Origin of the sequence: Trueperella sp. LYQ141, assembly GCF_046599555.1 — a bacterium.
GTDB lineage: Bacteria > Actinomycetota > Actinomycetes > Actinomycetales > Actinomycetaceae > Trueperella.
In genome coordinates, this window is sequence record NZ_JBKIWQ010000001.1 from 516847 (window position 1) to 537846 (window position 21000).

23 protein-coding genes and 4 tRNA genes are annotated in these 21000 nt (G+C 53.4%); 21 read left to right on the forward strand and 6 right to left on the reverse strand.

The window, feature by feature from the left end; all coding sequences use genetic code 11:
• Positions 1-150: 150 nt before the first annotated feature.
• Positions 151-960: a hypothetical protein gene (locus ACLHIJ_RS02055; RefSeq protein WP_411298363.1), complete on the reverse strand. Its 810-nt coding sequence runs from the start codon at positions 958-960 to the stop codon at positions 151-153.
• A gap of 152 nt (positions 961-1112) precedes the next feature.
• Positions 1113-1607, reverse strand: a complete 495-nt coding sequence (locus ACLHIJ_RS02060; protein ID WP_411297587.1) for a YajQ family cyclic di-GMP-binding protein — start codon at positions 1605-1607, stop codon at positions 1113-1115.
• A 293-nt stretch (positions 1608-1900) separates the two neighbouring features.
• Between ACLHIJ_RS02060 and ACLHIJ_RS02065 the strand changes: the two genes are divergently transcribed.
• From ACLHIJ_RS02065 to ACLHIJ_RS02090, 6 genes are all read left to right on the forward strand, one after another.
• A tRNA-Tyr gene (locus ACLHIJ_RS02065) sits at positions 1901-1981 on the forward strand.
• Between the two features lie 83 nt (positions 1982-2064).
• Positions 2065-2137 (forward strand) — tRNA-Thr (locus tag ACLHIJ_RS02070).
• A 27-nt stretch (positions 2138-2164) separates the two neighbouring features.
• Positions 2165-2238: transfer RNA gene (locus tag ACLHIJ_RS02075), tRNA-Met, on the forward strand.
• Between the two features lie 71 nt (positions 2239-2309).
• On the forward strand, positions 2310-2480 hold the full coding sequence (gene rpmG / locus ACLHIJ_RS02080; protein ID WP_411297588.1) for a 50S ribosomal protein L33: 171 nt from the start codon (positions 2310-2312) through the stop codon (positions 2478-2480).
• Positions 2481-2921: 441 nt separating this feature from the next.
• Positions 2922-4148: a peptidoglycan bridge formation glycyltransferase FemA/FemB family protein gene (locus tag ACLHIJ_RS02085; protein WP_411298364.1), complete on the forward strand. Its 1227-nt coding sequence runs from the start codon at positions 2922-2924 to the stop codon at positions 4146-4148.
• 9 nt (positions 4149-4157) lie between these two features.
• Complete coding sequence (locus ACLHIJ_RS02090; RefSeq protein ID WP_411297590.1) at positions 4158-5345, forward strand: UDP-N-acetylmuramate dehydrogenase; 1188 nt, start codon at positions 4158-4160, stop codon at positions 5343-5345.
• 75 nt (positions 5346-5420) lie between these two features.
• On the opposite strand, the gene ACLHIJ_RS02095 is transcribed toward ACLHIJ_RS02090, so the two are convergent.
• The 3 genes from ACLHIJ_RS02095 to ACLHIJ_RS02105 form a co-directional block, all read right to left on the reverse strand.
• The gene (locus tag ACLHIJ_RS02095; RefSeq protein ID WP_411298365.1) at positions 5421-6071 is read right to left on the reverse strand and encodes an esterase/lipase family protein; all 651 of its coding nucleotides are present in this window, start codon (positions 6069-6071) and stop codon (positions 5421-5423) included.
• 101 nt (positions 6072-6172) lie between these two features.
• Positions 6173-7036 carry an alpha/beta fold hydrolase gene (locus tag ACLHIJ_RS02100; RefSeq protein ID WP_411298366.1) on the reverse strand — a complete coding sequence of 288 codons (864 nt, stop codon included), beginning with the start codon at positions 7034-7036 and terminating at the stop codon, positions 6173-6175.
• Position 7037: 1 nt separating this feature from the next.
• A complete protein-coding gene (locus ACLHIJ_RS02105) occupies positions 7038-8060 on the reverse strand; it encodes an adenosine deaminase (RefSeq protein ID WP_411297593.1) in 1023 nt (340 codons plus the stop codon).
• Between the two features lie 44 nt (positions 8061-8104).
• Between ACLHIJ_RS02105 and ACLHIJ_RS02110 the strand changes: the two genes are divergently transcribed.
• On the forward strand, positions 8105-8473 hold the full coding sequence (locus ACLHIJ_RS02110) for a hypothetical protein (RefSeq protein WP_411298368.1): 369 nt from the start codon (positions 8105-8107) through the stop codon (positions 8471-8473).
• 406 nt (positions 8474-8879) lie between these two features.
• Complete coding sequence (locus tag ACLHIJ_RS02115) at positions 8880-10319, forward strand: phosphotransferase (protein ID WP_411297536.1); 1440 nt, start codon at positions 8880-8882, stop codon at positions 10317-10319.
• A 294-nt stretch (positions 10320-10613) separates the two neighbouring features.
• Here ACLHIJ_RS02115 and ACLHIJ_RS02120 read toward each other — a convergent pair whose 3' ends face one another.
• Positions 10614-11822 carry a pyridoxal phosphate-dependent aminotransferase gene (locus tag ACLHIJ_RS02120; protein WP_411298369.1) on the reverse strand — a complete coding sequence of 403 codons (1209 nt, stop codon included), beginning with the start codon at positions 11820-11822 and terminating at the stop codon, positions 10614-10616.
• A gap of 242 nt (positions 11823-12064) precedes the next feature.
• Between ACLHIJ_RS02120 and ACLHIJ_RS02125 the strand changes: the two genes are divergently transcribed.
• The 13 genes from ACLHIJ_RS02125 to ACLHIJ_RS02185 all read left to right on the forward strand — a co-directional run bounded on the left by ACLHIJ_RS02125 (position 12065) and on the right by ACLHIJ_RS02185 (position 20882).
• A tRNA-Trp gene (locus ACLHIJ_RS02125) sits at positions 12065-12137 on the forward strand.
• 57 nt (positions 12138-12194) lie between these two features.
• Positions 12195-12440, forward strand: a complete 246-nt coding sequence (gene secE, locus ACLHIJ_RS02130; protein ID WP_411297534.1) for a preprotein translocase subunit SecE — start codon at positions 12195-12197, stop codon at positions 12438-12440.
• A 50-nt stretch (positions 12441-12490) separates the two neighbouring features.
• A complete protein-coding gene (gene nusG / locus ACLHIJ_RS02135) occupies positions 12491-13231 on the forward strand; it encodes a transcription termination/antitermination protein NusG (protein ID WP_411297533.1) in 741 nt (246 codons plus the stop codon).
• 116 nt (positions 13232-13347) lie between these two features.
• Positions 13348-13782, forward strand: coding sequence for a 50S ribosomal protein L11 (gene rplK / locus ACLHIJ_RS02140; RefSeq protein WP_411297532.1), 435 nt, complete (start codon positions 13348-13350; stop codon positions 13780-13782).
• Between the two features lie 73 nt (positions 13783-13855).
• A complete protein-coding gene (rplA, locus tag ACLHIJ_RS02145) occupies positions 13856-14560 on the forward strand; it encodes a 50S ribosomal protein L1 (RefSeq protein ID WP_411297531.1) in 705 nt (234 codons plus the stop codon).
• Positions 14561-14868: 308 nt separating this feature from the next.
• Positions 14869-15390: a 50S ribosomal protein L10 gene (gene rplJ / locus ACLHIJ_RS02150; protein ID WP_411297530.1), complete on the forward strand. Its 522-nt coding sequence runs from the start codon at positions 14869-14871 to the stop codon at positions 15388-15390.
• An 80-nt stretch (positions 15391-15470) separates the two neighbouring features.
• Positions 15471-15857, forward strand: a complete 387-nt coding sequence (rplL, locus tag ACLHIJ_RS02155) for a 50S ribosomal protein L7/L12 (protein WP_411297529.1) — start codon at positions 15471-15473, stop codon at positions 15855-15857.
• A gap of 182 nt (positions 15858-16039) precedes the next feature.
• On the forward strand, positions 16040-16354 hold the full coding sequence (locus tag ACLHIJ_RS02160; RefSeq protein ID WP_411298371.1) for a hypothetical protein: 315 nt from the start codon (positions 16040-16042) through the stop codon (positions 16352-16354).
• Positions 16355-16392: 38 nt separating this feature from the next.
• Positions 16393-17127, forward strand: coding sequence for a hypothetical protein (locus tag ACLHIJ_RS02165; protein WP_411298372.1), 735 nt, complete (start codon positions 16393-16395; stop codon positions 17125-17127).
• Between the two features lie 200 nt (positions 17128-17327).
• Complete coding sequence (locus ACLHIJ_RS02170) at positions 17328-18059, forward strand: hypothetical protein (RefSeq protein ID WP_411298373.1); 732 nt, start codon at positions 17328-17330, stop codon at positions 18057-18059.
• 2 nt (positions 18060-18061) lie between these two features.
• Positions 18062-19162, forward strand: coding sequence for a peptidoglycan-binding domain-containing protein (locus tag ACLHIJ_RS02175; RefSeq protein ID WP_411298374.1), 1101 nt, complete (start codon positions 18062-18064; stop codon positions 19160-19162).
• Positions 19159-19806, forward strand: coding sequence for an ABC transporter ATP-binding protein (locus ACLHIJ_RS02180; RefSeq protein ID WP_411298375.1), 648 nt, complete (start codon positions 19159-19161; stop codon positions 19804-19806). Before ACLHIJ_RS02175 ends, ACLHIJ_RS02180 begins: the two co-directional genes overlap by 4 nt.
• Complete coding sequence (locus ACLHIJ_RS02185) at positions 19803-20882, forward strand: hypothetical protein (protein WP_411298376.1); 1080 nt, start codon at positions 19803-19805, stop codon at positions 20880-20882. Before ACLHIJ_RS02180 ends, ACLHIJ_RS02185 begins: the two co-directional genes overlap by 4 nt.
• Positions 20883-21000: the final 118 nt, after the last annotated feature.

Consider the following 21000-nt stretch of genomic DNA (forward strand, 5'->3'; position numbering starts at 1 on the left):
ATGAGCCGTCATCGCGAGTGGTGATCGTAGCGCAGGTGCAACGGTTGCGAAGATGTGCCGTTAGGAACTGTCACAGTACAACTGTGGCCCTGCCGGAAAATTCCGGCAGGGCCACAACTATTTTCAGTGCGTGGCGCAGTTAGCTATTAGCTATGCCTGCGGGCCACCGTAAGGTGCTGGCGGGGTCTGCGGACCTTGTGGTGCCTGCGGAGCCTGAGGGTTCTGCGGCATGTGAGGGGCCTGCGCACCCTGAGGTGGCATTCCGTAGTAGCGCGGCGGAACCGGCAGACGTGGCGTTTCCTTGCGCAGGATGAGAAGGATACCTGCGGCCAGAGCGACGAGCGCGGCAAGCAGGGTGAAGATCATGCCAATGCCGATGCCGGCATCGCCGCCTACGTAGCTAATGGCTTCTGAGGCGTCGCCGATCCTGCCCATGTCGATAAACATAATCAGCACGGTAATAGCGGAGAGGACGACCGTAGCGATACCGAAGATCTTGGTGCGTGCGTACTGCTTAGCGAACAGAATTACTCCGCACAGAGCACCGATAGCAATTCCACACAGCAAAGTGAAGATGCCATCGCCGCCGCCGTCGCTGCTAACGCCGCTGTAAGAAATGGAATCGCCGAACGCCGAAGCGCTGACCCAGGGCAAGAATGCCGAGATAAAGATAACGATTCCGGCAACGAAACCGGCCCACGTCACCCATGGTTGCTCAGCGATTGCATGTACCTTGCTTGCAGCGTTAGGAGCGGCGTGGCCTCCGTAGGGCTGCCCTGGCGCGGAATATGGCGGCTGGGTGGGAGCTGGCTGCTGGTAATAGCCGCCAGCTTGAGGCCCTGGATATGGTTGCTGGGGCGGTTGTGGAGCAGGGTAGCCACTGTTCGGCGGCACGGGAGCGCCGGCATTGTGTGGAGCGGGATACCCCTGCTGCTCGGGAGAGTGGTTATTTTCGCTCATATTATTCCCTTTGTTGTGCTTATTTGTTTTGTGTTATGCAACGGCGTGCACAGCACGGAGCGCGTAGCGTAAACCACAACTGCTCCTTGGCTAAGTATTGCACACCGCAATGCGATGATACGATGGTATCCACTTTTTAGTATTGTCGCGTCTTATCGGTAGTTAACAAACTGTAATGCTACGTCGAGTGGAGCGTTTTTCAGCAGGGCAATCGTGGCCTGGAGATCATCGCGAGACTTTGACGAGACGCGCACTTCATCTCCCTGGATATTTGCTTTGACTCCCTTTGGCCCTTCGTCGCGAATAAGTTTCGTGATCTTCTTGGCGTTTTCCTGGCTAATTCCAGAACGCAGCGCGCCGATGAGGCGGTATTCTTTTCCGGAGGCTTTCGGCTCTCCATCTCCGACGTCAACTTGTTTGAGCGATAGACCCCGACGGATGAGTTTCGTCTGTAGGACGTCCCACACGGCAAGCACTCGATCGGATGAATTTGCCGTCATTGTAATGCTTTCTCCGTTGCGTACGACGCTTGCTCCGACATTGCGGAAGTCGTAGCGCTGTGAGATTTCCTTTGCTGCCTGGTTGACGGCATTGTCAACTTCTTGAACGTCGTACCGGCTAACGACGTCGAACGAGGAATCGGCCATGAGGTTTCCTTTCTCAGCATTCGTAATGCGTATGCATATGCAGTGTATTGCACGTGACGGGTCTGTGGTAGTGCAGTGCTAATGAAAATGGGTGAGATTCTAGTGTATTTCTAGATTTTTCTGCAGTGCTGAGAAGGAAAATAAGGGCGGTGGCAGGAGTGGGGCGTATGGGGAATACGACGGTTGCTGCGGCGCAGAATGTGAGCATTACTGCACCGCGGTTATTGGGTTTGACATACACGGGGGGAGAACTGCTAATCTCAGTATTCGCGTGCTTGATATGCAGGCACACTGGCAGGTTTCCCGAGCGGCCAAAGGGAGCTGACTGTAAATCAGTTGCATTAGCTTCGGGGGTTCGAATCCCTCACCTGCCACGGCTACAGCGTTGGCGGTGCAATATTTCGCACAGTTGACGAGGTATCGCACCACTATAAGTGGTGGTATGCTAGCCAGGGTTGCCCCGATAGCTCAGTCGGCAGAGCGTCTCCATGGTAAGGAGAAGGTCAAGGGTTCGATTCCCTTTCGGGGCTCGTTTCATTCTTATGAGAATGGTTCACGGCGAGGTAGCTCAGTTGGTCAGAGCGCACGACTCATAATCGTGAGGTCGCGGGTTCAAACCCCGCCCTCGCTACGATGATAGGGCATTCGCCTTATCTCCGATCAAGAAGCATCCGCTTCGCAAGCCGAACGTGAGGAAAACCAGTGGCTAGTAAGTCTGCAGACGTTCGCCCCAAGATCACCCTCGCATGCGAGGTTTGTAAGGAGCGCAACTACATCACAAAGAAGAACCGTCGTAACAACCCGGATCGTTTGGAGCTGAAGAAGTTCTGCCCGCGTTGTAACCAGTCAACGGCTCATCGCGAGACTCGCTAATCGTCTCGTTACACTGTGACCTCCGCCGGTGCGGAGGTCATTTTGTTGCCAAAGATCGTTACATCGCTGGAATGCGCCAGTCGCAGGTATAGCGGGCGTGCCCGTCATGCTGGCGGTGGCGTATCTGCCTCCCAGATGAGTTGTGAGCTGTGTGCCCAGCGCGATGATTGCACCAAATTTATATGATGAATGGGTGAGGAGCGATGCGTGCTTGTGTGTAGCTAGCTACCCAGCAGGCAAATACGTATGTATTTCGCGAATTTGCCCGCTAAGAAAATAGACTCAAATGTCATAATAGATAGCTGTAATCTCTGGCTGGCTTTAGTTTAGGATGATGAGGCAGGGGCAAAGTACTGCCGGCAGTATCTAGATGTTGTCATGGTGTTGTCGATATATCGGAGATCCTCTGCCTCTATTATGGCGAGGAGATAAGGAACGAAGATGAGGTTCTGTGCGGATGTTCCGGCTGAAGAATTCGACGCATTTGCTCGTCAGCATCCACAGTGTACGTTATTGCAATCCGACGAATGGGCTCACGTCAAGGGCGGCTGGAGCCATATTCTGACAGGTTTACGTAATGATGACGGAGAACTGGTTGCGGTAGGTTTGGTCTTGATCCGCTCGGTTTTGCCGTCACGGTTACGCCGTAGCGCCACCTCACCGTTAGCTATCTGGTATTTACCTCATGGCCCATTGTTGGATTATGCCAATGACGAGGTGCGCGATACGTATTTACGCCAACTTGGGCGCTATGCGCGACGCAAGCTGGCAATTTTAGTGCGTATTGATCCGTTCCTGGCGGCTGCGGCTGCTTCGCTTGATGAGTTTCCACTTCCACCCGATCCGCAGATTATTGCCATCGGGCGGCGCATTGAGCGTCTGGGTTATCGCCTGCGCAGATTTACGCCAGAAAAGCACGATAATATTCAACCGCATTTCGTATCAGTTGTTCATCGCCCAGATGGAGAATATGCTGCGTCATTATCAAAAAAGGCGCGAACGCTTGCGAATAATGCCCGCAATCGTTTCGTCACTACGGAATATGGCGGTGACGAGTGTGTTGATGATCTGGTCAACGTCATTGAGCAGACCGAAGAGACGAAAGGAATCTCGCTGCGATCTGCCGAATACTATCATCAGATTTTCCGTAGTTTCGGCGAAAATGCGCGAATTTATACGGCTTCATTAGATATTGATGATGCCTTAGCGCGAACTCGTCAAGCACGTGCCCGCGATGAGGCAGAGTTGGCGCAGTGCCCAGAACACGCAGGAAAGAAACGAAATCGGCTTACCGAGGCGATCCAGGCTGCAAACAAGCGTATTGCTGAGCTATCCGAATGTCGCGAGCGCGATGGGCAGCGGGTTGTGTTGGCGGCGGTTTTGGTGGTGCGTTTCGGCGAGTGGTCGGAGATGCTATATGCCGGAACGAATCGTCATTATGGCAATATCCCTGCTCAACATGTGCTGTGGGTGGACGCTATTACCGAAGAATTTGCCTGCGGTGCGCAACGTGTTTCTTTGGGCGGGGTCGCCGGAAAATTAGATGATTCGCTAATGCAATTCAAATCTCGGTTTAATCCGGTGGTGATTGAAAAAATTGGTGAATTTGAGCTCTCAATTATTCCGCCGCTATCGAAGATTATCGACTGGCGGTTAACGCGGCACTAGCATAGATACATGAGTTGTCATATCCCAGAGCCTTCTTCGCCAACAATAACGATCCCGCCAGTGCAATCGCAGCGGCGCCAAGGAACGCAGTGCCTTGCCCAAATGACGACGATTGAAGTCGGCGGGCAGATCTCTCAGCTCGTTGACGCCCGAACAGAAGCGGAAATCATTGAGGCTGTACGCGGTGCGGATGAAGCTGGTATGCCGGTTTTAGTATTGGGTGGCGGATCCAATGTGCTGGCAAGTGACGATCCGTTTACGGGTGTTGTTATCCGCGATATGCGTCAGGAAATCACCGAGATTTCTGAAGATAGCTGCGGTGGGGCACAGATGGAGGTAACTGCTGGGACCCCGTGGGATGAAACCGTTGTTTATGCCATTGAGCATGGCTGGATGGGCATGGAAGCTCTCTCCGGAATTCCCGGATCGACGGGTGCTGCTCCAGTGCAAAATATCGGCGCGTATGGGCAAGAAGTCGCTGAAACATTAGCGTCGGTTCGAGTATATGACCGTCAACGTCAGCGAACTCGTACCTTATTTTTATCTGATTTAGCTTTCGGCTATCGCGATTCCGTTCTTAAACGTTCCTTGCCGGAATGGGGGCCTAGTCCGCGGTGGGTTGTGCTTTCGGTGTTGTTTCATATGCGGCGGGCTACGCTTTCGCGTCCGGTTGGTTATGGGCAATTGGCTGATGTGTTGGGTGTTGAGGTGGGGCAGCGTGTTCCGTCTGCTGAGGTGCGTGCTGCGGTTTTGGAGTTGCGTCGGAGTAAGGGGATGGTTCTTGATGATTCTGATCGTGATACCTATTCTCTTGGTTCTTTCTTCACTAATCCCGTTCTTTCTCCCGAACAAGCAGATCGCCTTCCGCCTGAAGCGCCACGATTCTCGGTAACGAAAAACGCTGCGGTCAATCAGATTGGGGCGGCAGCACCAACGATCCCTGGGCAGGTTAAGACCTCAGCGGCGTGGTTGATTCAACATGCTGGTTTTCCAGCAGGATTCAATATGCCTGGTCCGGCTGCAATATCGGAGAAGCATTGTTTGGCATTGACGAATCGCGGTCAGGCAACTGCACGTGAGATTGCCGGCTTGGCAGCGCAGATACGCCGTGGGGTGTATGAGGCATTTGGCGTGAACCTAGTGCCGGAGCCAGTGTGCATTGGCCTATCGGAGGAGCTGGGAATATCGGCTGAATAGCCACTATGCGGCAATTCTGTAGGGAGCATCAGAGCGTGGCTAGGTAGCAGTTCGCTAAAACGAGATAGCAGCTAGCTAATCACAGTCGGTAAGTGGGGCACATGCGATGAGCTCATTTAAGCAACGCGCAATAATATGAGGTAGTTGCCGATCGCCAAGCGGTCGAAAATGCCCAGATCTTCCCAACGTGATGTTGTGTGCGCCGCTGAGGAATGACCCCTGGGGGATATGTGGGTCCCATTGCGGCGCAATGGAATAGATGCGTGAACGCAGGCGTGTTTCGCGCGCATCCGTCCAAGGAATATACGTATCCAACCCGCCAGGTGCTAAACGGGCAAGGTGGGCGTGCGAGGGAAAGAAACGAGCTAGCGTGCTGCCATTCCACGGCGCGGCAAGAGCAATTAGACCATGCACGGCCGGTGGATACTGGGATAGCACAGCGCGGGCGACGAGGGATCCTTTCGAGTGGGCAAGAAAAATAATTGGCAGATCGCTCGGAATATCAGCTAATTCGTCGAGGGCACGTTGAGCGAGAAAAGGAACCGGCGCCCGCATACGCCCTAGATGCAGGGGAATAACGTGTGCTCCCCACGAAGTGAGCATGGTAGTGATCGACTGAAAATATCGGGGAGTCTCGTAGATCCCTGGAAAAAGAATGATTCGCGCTCGCGCGATAGCGGGCACAGCTTGAGATGATGTCGAAAATACGCGAGATGTGAGACGCACACCGAGAAGATTGTTTGCATACCAAGTGTAGTCGCTCGCAGTGGCGAGGAGTCGAGTTAAGGGATGGTGAGATCCGTTTCGGTTTCTTGCCTGCATGAGATCTACTTTGTGTTTCGGTGCTGTGCCAAGCGGGCTAATTCGTCGGGCTGCATAAGCGAGATCGCGCATTGGGCGACGTCGTCGTCATCGTTGTAGAGCGTAGAGTGAGCTGCCCCCAAGATAGTGACGCTTTGGGATTGAGGCAGATTCTGTTGGAGAGTTTTGATCCAGCTAGGTGGGGCAAGATAGTCATGTTGCCCGCGAAGGAAGATGATGTCGGCGTGCTCTGCCAGGGAAATCCGATTCTCGATAGGGTAGCGGAGCATGATAGGCAAGGTGGTAAAGAACCAGTCTTTAGCACAGCGCATATATGCCAGCGCTGCCACCGCCATGAGATTTCCTTTCTCGTAGATACCGGATTGGAGGTATCGGGCAAATGCGATAGGGAGATGACGTTCAGCGGCGTTAACCGGCGGGCCAATCAGGCAGGCGCGCCGATATTTTTGGGGGCGACGGGCCAGTAGCTCGGTGGCAATCTGAGCGCCCATAGAGTGCCCGATGAGAATAGGGTCAGTGATCCCGTTGAGAGCGAGGGCAGCATCGACGATGGCTGCAAAGCCAGCGATAGAGCGTGCGCGCTGCGGGGCCGGGAGTCCTGCTGATCCGGGCATATCAAGCAGGAGGACTTCGCCGTATTCGGCAAGCGTGCGGGCGAGTGGCTTCATATATCGAGATGACATCCCGATGCCGTGAATGAGAACAAAAGTGACGCGCCCATCGCCAGGGGTGTCTTGTTGGCGGCGGTTCAGCCCCGCAGCGAGCGCGTTGAAGCGGTGGATTCGGATAGATATGCCGGCGATGTGAGCCAGGGTATGTTGTTCGGGGAGGAAATGGAGCGCTGCGGGGCGGTGAGAATCAGTGGTCATTTTAGATTTCCTCGGTGGCAAGCCATGCGTCAATTTCGCGGTTCCATTGAGTTTTTGCCTCGATTGTTGCCATTGAGGCATTGACGGAATCGCGGGCAAGTTTGGCGAGTTCTATATCGGAAAATCCTTGTTCGCGGGCGGCGACGTACTGATCGAGGAGGCGCGATCGGAATAGGAGTGGATCGTCGGCACTCAGTGCGATTTGGGCGCCTGCGTCAGAGAGGATACGTAATGGGACTTTTTCCATGCGTTCGTAGACCCCGAGGGAAACATTTGATGTGGGGCATACTTCGAGGGCGATTCCGGCGCCCACGATTCGGGCTAAAAGGTCGCGATCTTCGGCGGTTCGCACGCCGTGACCGAGACGGGTGGGTTTGAGATAGGTGATGACGTGGCGGATGTGTTCTGGTCCGAGTAGTTCGCCGGCGTGAGGTACGCTGGCGAGTCCGGCGTTGCGGGCGATAGCGAAGGCCGGTGCCCAGTCTGAGGTGTCGCCGCGGCGTTCGTCGTTTGATAGACCAAAGCCGATGACTTGCCCTGGTCCATTTCCAGCGTGTTTGGCGGCGAGTCGTGCAAGGGTGCGCGCGTCAAGTGGGTGCCGGATTCGTGAGGCGGCGACGATAATGGCCACTTGCACGCCGGTTTCCTTAGATGCGCGCGTAGCCTCATCAAGGACGATTTCTAGGGCTGGAGTGATACCGCCGACGAATGGCGCGTAAGAGGTGGGATCTATTTGTAGTTCGAGTCGGCGTGAGCCTTCAGCGGCGTCATCTGCGGCAGCCTCCCGCACGATCCGACGCATGGCGGCTTCACTGCGAACGACTTTGCGGGCCGCGTCGTAGGCGCGTTGGAAGCGAAACCAGCCGCGTTCGTTGGCTGGCACCTGGAGGGCGCTGGTGTCGGTGAGGTTGGCGGGCAGGCGCAGACCTGCGTCACGGGCAAGATCGGCGAGTGTGGATAGGCGCATAGAGCCGGTGAAGTGCAAATGGAGGTGCGCTTTGGGCAGGCTCGTGAGATCTCGCATGGTCATATCCTAGCGGCTTCATGTTATTGGGCTGAATTGTTGTTATGCCTAGTCCGCGGTGGGTTGTGCTTTCGGTGTTGTTTCATATGCGGCGGGCTACGCTTTCGCGTCCGGTTGGTTATGGGCAATTGGCTGATGTGTTGGGTGTTGAGGTGGGGCAGCGTATTCCGTCTGCTGAGGTGCGTGCTGCGGTTTTGGAGTTGCGTCGGAGTAAGGGGATGGTTCTTGATGATTCTGATCGTGATACCTATTCTCTTGGTTCTTTCTTCACTAATCCCGTTCTTTCTCCCGAACAAGCAGAACAGCTCCCCGCAGGGATAACAGCGGGGAGGACAGAGAAGTTTCGCACCGATCTGCTTCGGTTAACCCGTGAGGTAACTAAAGCATGTTCACAACGCCACAAGATCGGCTAGAGTGCTCTGATTTCCTGGGGGGGGGGAAAAAAGAGAAATGAAGCAGAGGCCAGCTCATAGTGAGTGAGATAGTGTCGATGAGCCTTGAGAGGATTGGGGTACTGCCGGTATTCATTGTGTTATCCCTCCGTCGGTACTGCCCCCCCCCTCATATATAGGAGGCGTGTTAGAAGAAATAATGACTACGACGTTATTGTGCGGTGCAAGCTGGCGGATAATGCCGTGGTGAGCCAATAAGTTGACGCTGTTTGTGTCAGTACAGGGAGGGCTCATGCGTATATCTCGTTATAGTGCGGGGGCTGATAGGCGTATGTAGGTTAGAGCGTGCATACTGTTGGAAGTTGAGTTATGAAAATGACGAGTTATACACGCTGTGAGCTACCAGCAAGAACGAGCGCCTAGCAGGATGTCATGGAAGGTGTTTTGTAACGGGATGATGAGCAACGCAGGAGAGCGCGAAGAGCGGCGTTTACAGTGGGAGCGTGCTCTGAGGGTAGCCCATGAGCAGATGGCGTTATTGACGAGCAGCGCCGCTGGTCACATGCTGGCCTGTGCGTTTGCTGAGCGTGCCATTATCCGATCTTGGCAGGTCCACACGATTCACCATCACCCTGGAGCGGGGGTGAGCGTGGGCTATAACGTGGTGTGGGATGAGTTGCGCTATCGGGGAACGCCAGCGGAGTATCGTCAGCGTGACGATGTGTATGTGGTGGTTTCTTCCGGTGAGTTTTTTCCGCGTGTTCCCGGGGGTGCTGGCTGCTCTCGTCTGGATGGCGAGCTAGCTGAGATAGCAACGGGATCTTTGGCGCAGCGAACGGTGCGGATAGTCAGCGGGAAACACAGATTCTATGTGTGGGTATTCCCAGATGATCCGTTACTTCCTGCCTTGGCGCGGGCATGTGATCCGCAGTGGCTTTCGGCATTATTGGGCGCACCGACGTACAGCGAGCTGTTGAGCTATCGTCCGATGTGCCGCGCCGTATTGCGGTGTGAGGGTCGTGAGCCTGCGCGCAGTAATCGCCTCGGGGTGATAGGAAAAAATGGTGGGTCGCACGGTGGGGCACATTCAGGTAATTCGTTCTTCATTAAAGTTATACGTCCTGAGGAAACCGACGAGGTAGTGGAGCGAACTCGGATTATTGCACAGGGTGGGGTCGGGTGCCCGCAGATCGTGCATGTCGATCCGGCAGGATTGATTGTTGCGAAAGAAGTGGCTGGTCAGGTCCTGCATAAGCGCTACACCAAGATTGGGGTAAATGAGAGCAAAAAGCTAGCCGAAGAGCTGTTTTCTGCTCTAAATCTGACTTTAGATGGGTTGCCGCAGGAGTTGATGTCGTTTCCGCAGCGCGCGTCCTGGAGTGCGCGCTGCGGGCATTATGCCCGCCTATGTCTGCATGCTCTCCCGCACGAGAGTGCGCGCTGCCGGTCGATAGTGCAATATATTCGCCGTATTCGTCAGCATCTTGATCCAGCTATGCTCTGCCCTACGCACGGTGATTTTTATGAGGCCAATATTTTTCTTGACCCATTGAGTTGGCAAGTAGCTGGGCTGGTGGATCTGGATATGTGCGGTCCTGGGTATCGGGTAGACGATTGGGCCTGCTTGTTGGGGCATCTATCCGTCTTGCCAATGCTCAATCCGCAATATAGCCATACTAGGAAACTTTGCCAGGAGCTTTTTGTGCTGGCCGGGCAGCACGTTGGAACGGAAATTCTGGCAGCGTCGTGTGCTGGGGTCGTGCTATCGCTGGCTGCGTCGAGTCGAGAACGAGCGGGCAGCGCATGGCGCTCACAGATGCGCCAATGCCTCGATATTGCAGAAAAGTGGATTCGCTACTGTGAATGAGCGGCGATCAAAGAGGATTCTGGGTGGCGTACCTGTCCCCATAATGCTCGGTGAATGTAATGAGGCCGTTAATTGTGCGGTTTTTGTGTTACTAGAAGATGTATCGGCGTAGAAGAGCCACATTAGCCTAGGGCAGGTGAGAAACCTGGGCTGGGATGGGCCGGTCGAGTAGCAGGGTAGTAGTATGCCAGCGGCGATCTTTGTCAAGAAATAATGTAATGATGAGCGGATCGCGTGAAAAAGTATCGCGCCACAGCAATGCCGTGACGCGATACCTAGATGAGTAATGGGCTGTTAAACAGTGCGGAACAGCTCTTGTAGGCGCTGTGCTCCTGTCACGAGGTCATCGTCGCCGAGAGCGTAGGAGAAACGCAGATGTTCTGGTGCGCCGAATGCTTCTCCCGGCACGACGGCAACTTGCGCCTCATCGAGGATGAGTTCGGCAAGTTCAGCTGAGGTCTGGATCTGGCGCCCTCGGATTTCCCACCCGAGGAGATCTCCAACATGGGCAAAGACGTAGAACGCCCCGCGCGGGGTGGGAACGGTGAATCCGGTAATCTCGCGCAACATGGAAACAAGGGTTTTTCGTCGCCGATCGAAAGCGACTTTCATTTCTTCGACGACGGATTGATCGCCAGTCAGCGCGGCAATAGCGGCACGTTGCGAGACGTTGGCAACGTTGGACGTAATATGCGATTCAAAGTTTGCTACTTTCTTCATTACGTCGCTGGGGCCATGCATCCAGCCCACACGCCAGCCAGTCATTGCATAGGTTTTAGCGACACCGTTGACCACAATGGTTTGATCTCGCAACTCGGGAACACAGGCGAGGAGGTAACTCATTTCCCCGTCGTAAATAAGATGCTGATAGATCTCATCGGTGATAACCCATACGCCGGTTTCTAATGCCCATTTGCCGATGGCTGTTACTTCTTCGGCGCTGTAAACCGATCCGGTGGGATTGGAAGGGGAGCACAAAATGAGGGCTTTCGTGCGCGGAGTACGGGCGGCTTCGAGCTGGTCAACCGTGATTTTATAGTCATGTTCTGCCCCGGAGAACACTTCGACGGGCGTCCCTGCGCATAGGCGAACAACCTCAGGGTAGGTCGTCCAGTATGGGGCAGGGATAATGACTTCATCGTCCGGATCAATCAAGGCTACGCACGCCTGATATACGGCTTGTTTGCCACCATTAGTGACGATGATATCTTCAGGATCAACGCGGTATCCAGCGTCGGCAAAAGTCTTATCGGAGATCGCTTGGCGCAGCTCGGCTAGCCCTTTCGCCAAAGTGTACTTGTGATTTTTGGGATCACGGGCGGCGGCAACGGCCGCATCGACGATATGAGCTGGAGTGGGGAAGTCGGGCTCTCCTGCGCCGAAGCCGATGACGGGTTCGCCTGCGGCTTTTAGGGCCTTCGCTTTGGCATCAACGGCAAGAGTGGCAGAGGGTTGCAAGGCGGCAAGGCGCTGAGAAACGCGCGTGGATGTTTGATTGGTCATATCTGCATCGTCCCATGAAGCTGAGAGTTTAGAAAGTATTTTTGGATGATTGGTGTTGATTAGGACATATTCGTATGCAGCTAAAAGAAAAGAAATGCGCAGCTAAGTGGTCAGAATTACATGATGTTTCCCACCCTGATGTGGCAGTCATGCTGCGATATCGCTAAACTTATTCGAGTTGCTGAGCGGTATTGGCAATATCGCGTTGCCCTCAGGCATAATAGAGGCGTGGCGTTTGCTCTAGGGTAGTGGCGCAATTGGTAGCGCACCGGTCTCCAAAACCGGCGGTTGTGGGTTCGAGTCCCTCCTGCCCTGCGATGAAGGCGGCCCGATTCGGGCCGTTTTCTACATACGAATCGGAAGGATGATCTGGTGAGTCAAGCAGCATCTGAAGCGCGTGCGCCGAAAGTAAAGGCCAGCAAGGATAAGAGCCTGTGGCAGCGCATTGTCATCTTCTTCAAGCAAGTGCTTGGCGAGTTCAAGAAGGTTCAGCGCCCCACCCGCGCGGAACTGTGGCAGCTCTTCTTGACCGTCGTATTCTTTGTCGCCGTGGTGATGGCTTTCGTCTACGTCATTGATTTGGTGTTCAACCAGGCGATGTTCTGGATTTTCAGCTAATTCCTAGCACACAAACTCATAACCGATCTCACGCAAAGAAAGTAGGGAAAATGTCTCTCGATGAGTTCCACGAGGATGCTCAGCTTCTCGATGGTGACGAAGCTGAACGCGCGGAACCTGAAGCGGAGCGCCCGCAAGCTGAGCCTGAGCAGGTTGCTGACGCGCCCGAGGATGGTGTTGTCACGGAAGAGACGGTTCGCCAGCGTATTCGTGGCTTGCCGGGTAAGTGGTACGTCCTGCATACCTACGCTGGGTATGAGAATCGTGTGAAGCAGGATATTGAGTTTCGGCGTGTGACGATGAACATGGAAGATTACATCTTCGAAGTTCAAGTCCCAATGGAAGAAACTATCGAGGTTAAGAAGGGCAAGAATAAGCTCGTCTCGCGCGTTCGTATGCCGGGATACACCTTGGTGCGCATGGAACTGACGGATGATTCGTGGCGAGTTGTTCAGGATATCAATGGCGTGACGGGTTTTGTTGGTAACGGTCGATCGCCGGTAGCGTTAACCGAGCGAGAGATTGTGCAGATGCTCACCCCTGTTGTTGAGCAGGAGGCAGCGGCGGCCGCGATTAAAGCTGGTAAGCCGGTGCAATCAGGTGCTCCTGAGCTGGTTACCGAATACGAGATTGGCGAGACGGTGACGCTTACCACCGAGCCGTGGGTAGGAATGCCAGCTACAATTTCACAGGTTGATGCGGTGAACCAGCGGCTCACCGTGCTCATGACGCTTGTCGGCCAGGAAACCCCGGTCGATTTGTCCTTCAACCAGGTTCAGAAGATGGATTAACGCGCACGTCTCCAACGCGCGCAGTCAACGTCGGTTGACGTCCACGGATGAATCATGAAGGGCGCCCATCATTGTTGCCATGATGATGGGGTACGAGAAATAAAGAAGGATCAAATATGCCACCGAAGAAGAAGGTTGCAGGGCTGATCAAGCTCCAGATCGATGCTGGAGGCGCAACCCCTGCACCACCGATTGGCCCGGCTTTGGGTCAGCATGGTGTGAACATTATGGATTTCTGCAAGGCGTACAACGCGGCAACGGAATCCATGCGCGGAAACATTATTCCGGTTGAGATTACGGTTTATGAAGATCGCTCGTTCGATTTCATCACCAAGACTCCGCCGGCTGCTGATCTCATTAAGAAGGCAGCGGGAATCAAGAAAGGTTCTAGCGTTCCGCATACGACGAAAGTTGCTCACCTGACTGCCGATCAGTTGCGTGAGATTGCTAAGACGAAAGAACCCGATCTGAACGCCAACGACATCGACAACGCTGCACGCATTATTGCGGGTACGGCTCGTTCGATGGGCGTGACCACTGACGAAATCTAATTAGCGAGGAAACTCGCCGTGGTAGGGCCGAGAGCTGGCTCGTTTCCCACGACTGCCAAAGGAGAAAAGCAGAATGGCAAAGCGCTCAAAGAAGTATCGCAAAGCCGCCGAGCTGATTCAGCCAGGTGAGCTGTACACCCCGCGCGAGGCAATGGATCTCGCTAAGAAGACCTCCATCACCTCTTTCGATGCCACCGTCGAAGTGATGTATCGCCTGGGCGTTGATCCGCGCAAGGCAGATCAGTTGGTGCGTGGCACGGTCAATTTGCCGCACGGTACGGGCAAGACTGCTCGCGTGATCGTTTTCGCGGCTGGTCCGCGTGCCCAGGAAGCCTTGGAAGCCGGAGCAGATGAAGTCGGCGATGATGATCTCATTGAGAAGGTCGCTGGCGGATGGACGGATTTCGATGCCGCTGTCGCGACGCCGGATATGATGGGTAAGGTTGGCCGTTTGGGTCGCGTTCTTGGTCCGCGTGGTTTGATGCCAAATCCGAAGACGGGCACCGTGACGATGGATGTGGCGAAGGCTGTTTCGGATATTAAGGGCGGCCGCGTGGAATTCCGTGTCGATAAGCATGGAAATCTCGCTTTCATCGTCGGCAATACCTCGTTTACTGTGGATCAGTTGATGGATAATTACATCGCGGTGCACGAAGAGGTTTTGCGTCTGAAGCCGGCTGCGGCAAAGGGGCGTTATGTGCGCAAGGCGACGGTTTCCACCACGATGGGTCCGGGCATCCGAGTTGATGTCACCAAGGCTCGCGCTGAGGAAGAATAGTCGCATGACCCGCGTATGCGGGAACTAATCGAAACAATTGGGGGATGCAGTTATGCATCCCCCAATTGTTATCTCTCGCACGCTTCGTGTTCTTATCTTGAGAATTAGGTCAAGAGCAAGATATGGTGATTGTTGCCCAAGACCGCAGGTCTCCTTTGGGAGTTGAGTTCGAGTAATCGAAGCCCGCGCAGGTATGAAATATGCAGTGCTGATTGCCTCTGTGTAATCTTCACGCTTTGCCCTCGTGCCTGTGTGCGCGAGGTTTTTTATTGCTTGAGCCTGTGGCAAGTTAATCGGAAGGAGGTCCCATGGCACGGACCGACAAGTCGGCAGAGATCGCGCTGCTTACGGATCTGTTCCGTGAAGCGGATGCTGTTCTTCTGACGGAATACCGCGGTTTGAGCGTGAAGCAGATGAAGACTCTGCGTCGCTCGCTCGGAACTGACGTTCGGTATCACGTCACCAAGAACACGCTGGCGCGTATCGCAGCTAAAGAGGCTGGCATTGAGGGCATTGATGACGACCTCAAGGGGCCAACTGCTTTGGCATTCGTCACCGGTGACATCGCTTCCGCAGCTAAGGCATTCAAGAACTTCGCCAAGGAAAATGACAAGCTTGTTATCAAGTCTGGTGTAATGGAAGGCGTGCGGTTGGATGCCGCAGGTGTTTCCCAGCTCGCAGATCTTGAGTCGCGTGAAGTTCTGCTTGCGAAGGCCGCCGGCGCCCTCAAGGCGACGATGGTCAAGGCTGCATTCGTCTTTAAGGCACCCGCCTTGAAGACGGTTCGTACCGTTGACGCCCTGCGCGAGAAGCAGGAAACCGCTGCCTAAGTGGTGGCAAGAAAAACTACTGAATAATTCGGTTTTAAGGTAATTGCCTGCCAGGTAGGCAAAAGGAAGGAAGGTCAGACATGGCCAAGCTCACTGCTGAAGAGCTTATCGAAGCGTTCAAGGAGCTCACCCTCGTTGAGCTGAGCGACTTCGTGAAGAAGTTTGAAGAAGAATTCGACGTTGAGGCTGCCGCTCCTGTTGCGGTTGCTGCTCCGGCTGCTGCTGGTGGCGAAGCCGCTGCGGCTGAAGAAGAGAAGGATGAGTTCGATGTCATCCTCGCTTCGGCTGGCTCCACCAAGATTGCCGTCATCAAGGAAGTTCGCGCTTTGACCTCCCTCGGTTTGAAGGAAGCCAAGGCTCTCGTTGATGAAGCCCCCAAGCCGGTTCTCGAAGGCGTTAACAAGGAAACCGCTGAGAAGGCCAAGGAGCAGCTGGAAGGCGCTGGCGCGACCGTCGAGCTCAAGTAATTATCGCGGTTAGCCGCATAATAAGATCAAAGAGTCCTAGGGAGAATTCCCTAGGACTCTTTGTTATGTGCGGCAAAGTTTTGCTTATTAGATGGATTTTTCAATTTCCTATTGCGTGATGTGTGCCACGCCTGTATTCTGGGTGAACAATCAATCGGCTATGTGAGATAAAGGAGTCTCCCATGAAAAGATTAGTGATTATTTTACTCACTGCTTGTGCTGCCCTTGGTGCTACGGCTGTTCCGGCAAGTGCGGGAACCAAGGAGGGTACGCAATCGTGTGGTTCAACGGGTGCTGTTAATGGTGTGCAGGGAACGCAGCAACGCTTGACTAGGATGCATCTGAAGGTTGCTGGGAAAACCGTTTTTAATAATAGCGACCGATATGTTGCGCAAGGGTTTGTTAAATCTGGTGGAACCATGCCGTGGTGGGCTAATTCGGATTGGCTGTCATGGGAAGGCACGCATGGTCTGTGTGCTCCTGCTTTAATCGGTTAGGAAAGGAAACGGAAACCACTTAGGAAGGTTATGTAAGGATGAAGAGGGGTCTGTTTGCTGTGTTTGCTGGCGTTGTGGGGCTTTTTGGTCTTGTTGCGTGTGGCGGTGGTTCTAGTGAGTCTGAGGTGCCTTCTTCGTCTTCTAGTAAGGAAGCTGTTGATCTTTCTAAGTGGAATCCTCATGAGTGGAAGCCAACTGTGAAGGTTTCCCTGCCGGTGATGTCGGATTCGGAGAAAAGGCAGTGGCTACGGTCGTATCTTGCAAATCTGGCGAGGTCGGATAATATCTCGAATCCCCCTGAAGGAATTGAGCCGATACGTTTTGCGACATCGAGAAAGGAATATCATGAAGAACTTGCGGCATGTCTGACTGATCGCGGGTTTAATGCGAAAGCCGGTCCTGATGGAGGAACGTATTATTCTCCGGGGGTTCCTGATAGTCAGACGGAGGCGTTGAATCTTGCATGGTATGAATGTAATGCTTTGTATCCTCCGGATCCGGCTTTTGTGACGGATTGGAATGAGGATCAGCTTGCTTTGGTTTATGACTATTGGACGCAGTATTACACTCCGTGTATGGCGGATGCTGGATATACAGTTGATAATTCTAAACAGCCAACCAAGGAACTTTTTATTGAGAAATTCTTTACCCCTGATCGTATTAACTGGTGGCCTTCTAACTTTTCAGGTCTTCTTCCGATGGATGAGCAATGGGAATTAGTCGAGCACTGCCCGCCTTATCCACCGGATGAATTCATGTATGGAGTGCGGTAACGCTGTATCGAAAGAAGGGGAGTTTCTACCAAGGTCTGGATAGCGTTCGCGCTGCGATATACCTTTTCTGTTTGTTGACTTTCATTTAGATAAGGGAGAAATCAAATCTACACCCATGAGGTATCGAGTACGCCTGTGAACAGGGTGGGGAAATAGCTAAGAATAAAGATAGTAAGAACCACGCATGGAGGTATGTAGCAGTGAAGAGAAATCTGATTGTTTTGTTTGCTGGCGTTGTGGGGCTTTTTGGTCTTGTTGCGTGTGGTGGTTCTAGTAAATCTGAGGTGCCTTCTTCGGCTTCTAGTAAGGAAGTTGCTGATCTTTCTAAGTGGAATCCCCATGAGTGGCAGCCGACTGTAAAGGTTTCTCTGCCGGTGATGACAGAAGAAGACAAGCGTGCATGGTTGAGTTCCTATCTGCCAGAACTTGCTCGACAGTTAGATATGGATAATCCTCCAAAGGTTGCTGAGCCTATTCGTTTTCCTGTGACGAAAAAAGAGGCTTCCACATCTTTAGCTCAATGCTTAGTAGATCGTGGATTTTCAGCTGAATCAGACCCCAATGGAGGGATTCACTATTCTCCGGGGGTTCCTGATAGCCAGACGGAGGCGTTGAATCTCGCGTATTACGAATGTAGTGCTTTGTATCCTCCGGATCCGGCTTTTGTGACGGATTGGAATGAGGATCAGCTTAGTTTGGTTTATGACTATTGGACGCAGTATTACACTCCGTGTATGGCGGATGCTGGATATACGGTTGATAATGCTAAACAGCCAACCAAGGAGCTTTTTATCGAGAAATTCTTTACCCCTGATCGTGTTGACTGGTGGCCTCCAACGGCGTCGATGTCTTTCCCGCTATCTGACCAATGGGAACTTGACGAGCACTGCCCAGCCTATCCGCCCGATGAATTCATGTATGGAGTGAGGTAGGTATGAGTTTACGTAAAACGGGTCTTGCCGTCATTGGTGTGTTGTTGGTTGCTATCGTGGCATTTTGGGCAGGGCATACTACCTTAGTTCCGCCGCAAAGCGAGAGCTTTTCAACAGAAGTCTCGACCGTTGAAGTGACGAAAGGGGAGCTGGGGCGCACCATCACAGTAATGACGAGTGTGGAACGCGATACTGTGCCACTCGTTGCCAATCAAATAGCGGGAACGGTCACGCATATTGGCGACCTTTCAGCAGTTTCACAAGGTGGCATACTCTACAAAGTTAATGATGTACCAGTACGGGCAGTAGTGAGCCAGACGCCATTTTGGCGAGCTTTGACGGTTGGTAGCACTGGAGATGACGTTCAAGCGCTCAATCGTTGCTTATCAGACCTTGGTTATGGAACTAACCCTGAGAGTGCCTCATTTACGCAGGTGACTGCGGCCGCACTGCGAAGCTGGCAAAAGAGCCTTGGTATGGCACAGACTGGAGAAGCGGCTTTTGGTGAGTTAGTCGCCGTTGCTGAAAATGGTCAATCACTCGTAGCAAAATCTGATGCGCTGTACGTAGGCGCTTCCATGCAAGGAGGAGAGAAGCTCCTATCAGTTAGCTCTGGCTCGCCAAGTTTCGTTATACATACCTCGGAGGCGCAAGCAAAACTGATTCCTACGGGGACGATACTTCGAGTCCATGCTGGTGACAAAACCTGGGAAGGCGTGGCTGGGGAAGCGAGGGCCTCCCAAGATGTTGCCATCCCGGTGACGGCTGCAGATGGTGGTTTATTGTGTGGTCAAGAATGTGCGGCTGTGCCGTCGGGGCAAAACGTTACGCTGTTTACTGACGTCATCATCTCAAATAAAGCGGCAGGTCTGATTGTGCCCTTAGCAGCTATCCATACCGATGCCCAAGGGAAAGCTCACGTTATCGTCGTTGACGGAGAAAACCTGGTGGAAACTGACGTTAAGGTGGTAACCATCGCTAACGGTCTGGCGGTTGTGGAGGGCGTAGCCGAGGGGCAGCGCGTCCAAGTATCTGGAGCGACGCCATCTTCGCCTGCGGAGTCATCCTCTCCTGACGAGAATTCGTCGCATGAGGGCTCATGATGTTCGATTCGATCGCGGTAAAAGAGTTGCGCTTCCGATATGCGCCCAAAGAACCAGTGCTATTTGATGGTTTTAGTCATGAATTCTCACCGGGGAAGATGACGGCAATCGTCGGAGATTCTGGAAAAGGAAAATCGACTCTACTCTACATCTTGGGGTTACTTTTGACCCCAGAATCCGGCGTTGTCACAATCGGAGCGGAGCCGGTATCGCGTTTGTCGGATACGCAGAGATCGCGGATTCGCTCTAACCGGATCGGATTTGTTTTCCAAGATGCTGGGCTGGATCCCCATAGGACTATCCTTGATTCGGTTATCGAACCGGCTCTTTATGCTGGTTATAAACGGGCGGAAGTTGAGGAAAAAGCACAGCAATATCTTCGAGATTTTGGGGTGACGGCTCGGGGTAATCATCGTCCGGGGGAGATCTCTGGAGGGCAAGCGCAGCGGGTAGCACTATGTCGGGCACTGATGAATGATCCGCACATTATTCTTGCTGACGAACCCACCGGGAATCTCGATTCGAAAAATTCGTGGGTGGTTATTGAGGCTTTATTAGAGGCAAGCCAGGCAGGTCGAACCGTCATTATTGTGACTCATGACGGGGAAGTCGCCGACGCAGCGCACGAGGTGCTGGAACTGTGAGAGTCGGAGAGATTTGTGCTGAGGTCCTCAGATCGGTGCGTGCGATGGTGGTATCGACGGTTTTGGTTGCTGCGGTTGCTGCACTGACGGGAGCCGTTACGGTAGCGATCGTCGGGCGAAATATCAGTACTGAAGAAGAGCTGCTAGCTCGGCTTGCAATGCCGGAAGCGCGGATGATGCAGGTTATGAATCCCAGCAATGACAATTATTCCTTGGCTGAAGTTGAGATAGTTTCGAGCATCTCCACGCTGGAAAGTATGCTCGCATTGGGGTCTATTGTAGATGTGCGTAATGGTGCGCTTGGGCAAGGATCAGATCCGGTTGCATTAGCGCAGTTATGGAGTTCTGGAGCGCCAGTTATCGAATTGTCCTCCGGGCGTATGCCTCATGCAGGGGAGGCAATCGTCGGCACGGAAGCTTTAGAGCGTTTGAGGCTAAGTGGGGGATACGGCTATGTTGAGGATTCAGCAGGGCGCCAGTGGGCAATTGTTGGCACTTTCGTAGCTCATCCGCCGGTTACGGATTTATCGACGATGGTCCTGGCTGCCGTTGATGACAATGATTTTACTCAGCTGCGCCTGGTCGCTGATTCTCTTTCTCACGTTCCCGCTATGGAGCAAGCTGCATTATCTGCAATCGGATCTCGTGAGGGGGTCACGATTCGATCAGCCTCAACACAAGCGGAAAATAATCTAGCTGTTCTTGATAATGTGGCGGCTTCTGCTAAGACCTCACTCCTTATGATTCAAGGCGCTGGCGCAATCTTCATATTTATTGTTGTTCTTGCCGATGTGCTCATTAATGCCAAAGATCTCGGGCGTCGGCGAACCTTAGGTATTTCTCGTGCCACCCTCATTGTGCTTGTTGTGGGACGGGCATGCGTTCAAACCTGCATAGGGGCATTAGCAGGAGCGGTCATTACATATATAACCCTGCACGTAAGGGCAGTGGGTGTGCCTCTTGACTTTGCACTGGCCACAGTAATCCTGACGGTAATATGTGCAGCTATTGCCTCCTGCGGTCCAGCAATTATCGCCAGTAGGCGCGATCCAGTTAGGGTCATGCGCACAGCGTGATCTTTCATCCCGTGGATGTGCATGCGCCAGTGCGCCCTGAATTTCGGGGATGGTTGAAGATACGGTAAGCAATCTGGCGGTTGGTCGTGGGTGCTTCCCAATACACGCTAATCAGGTG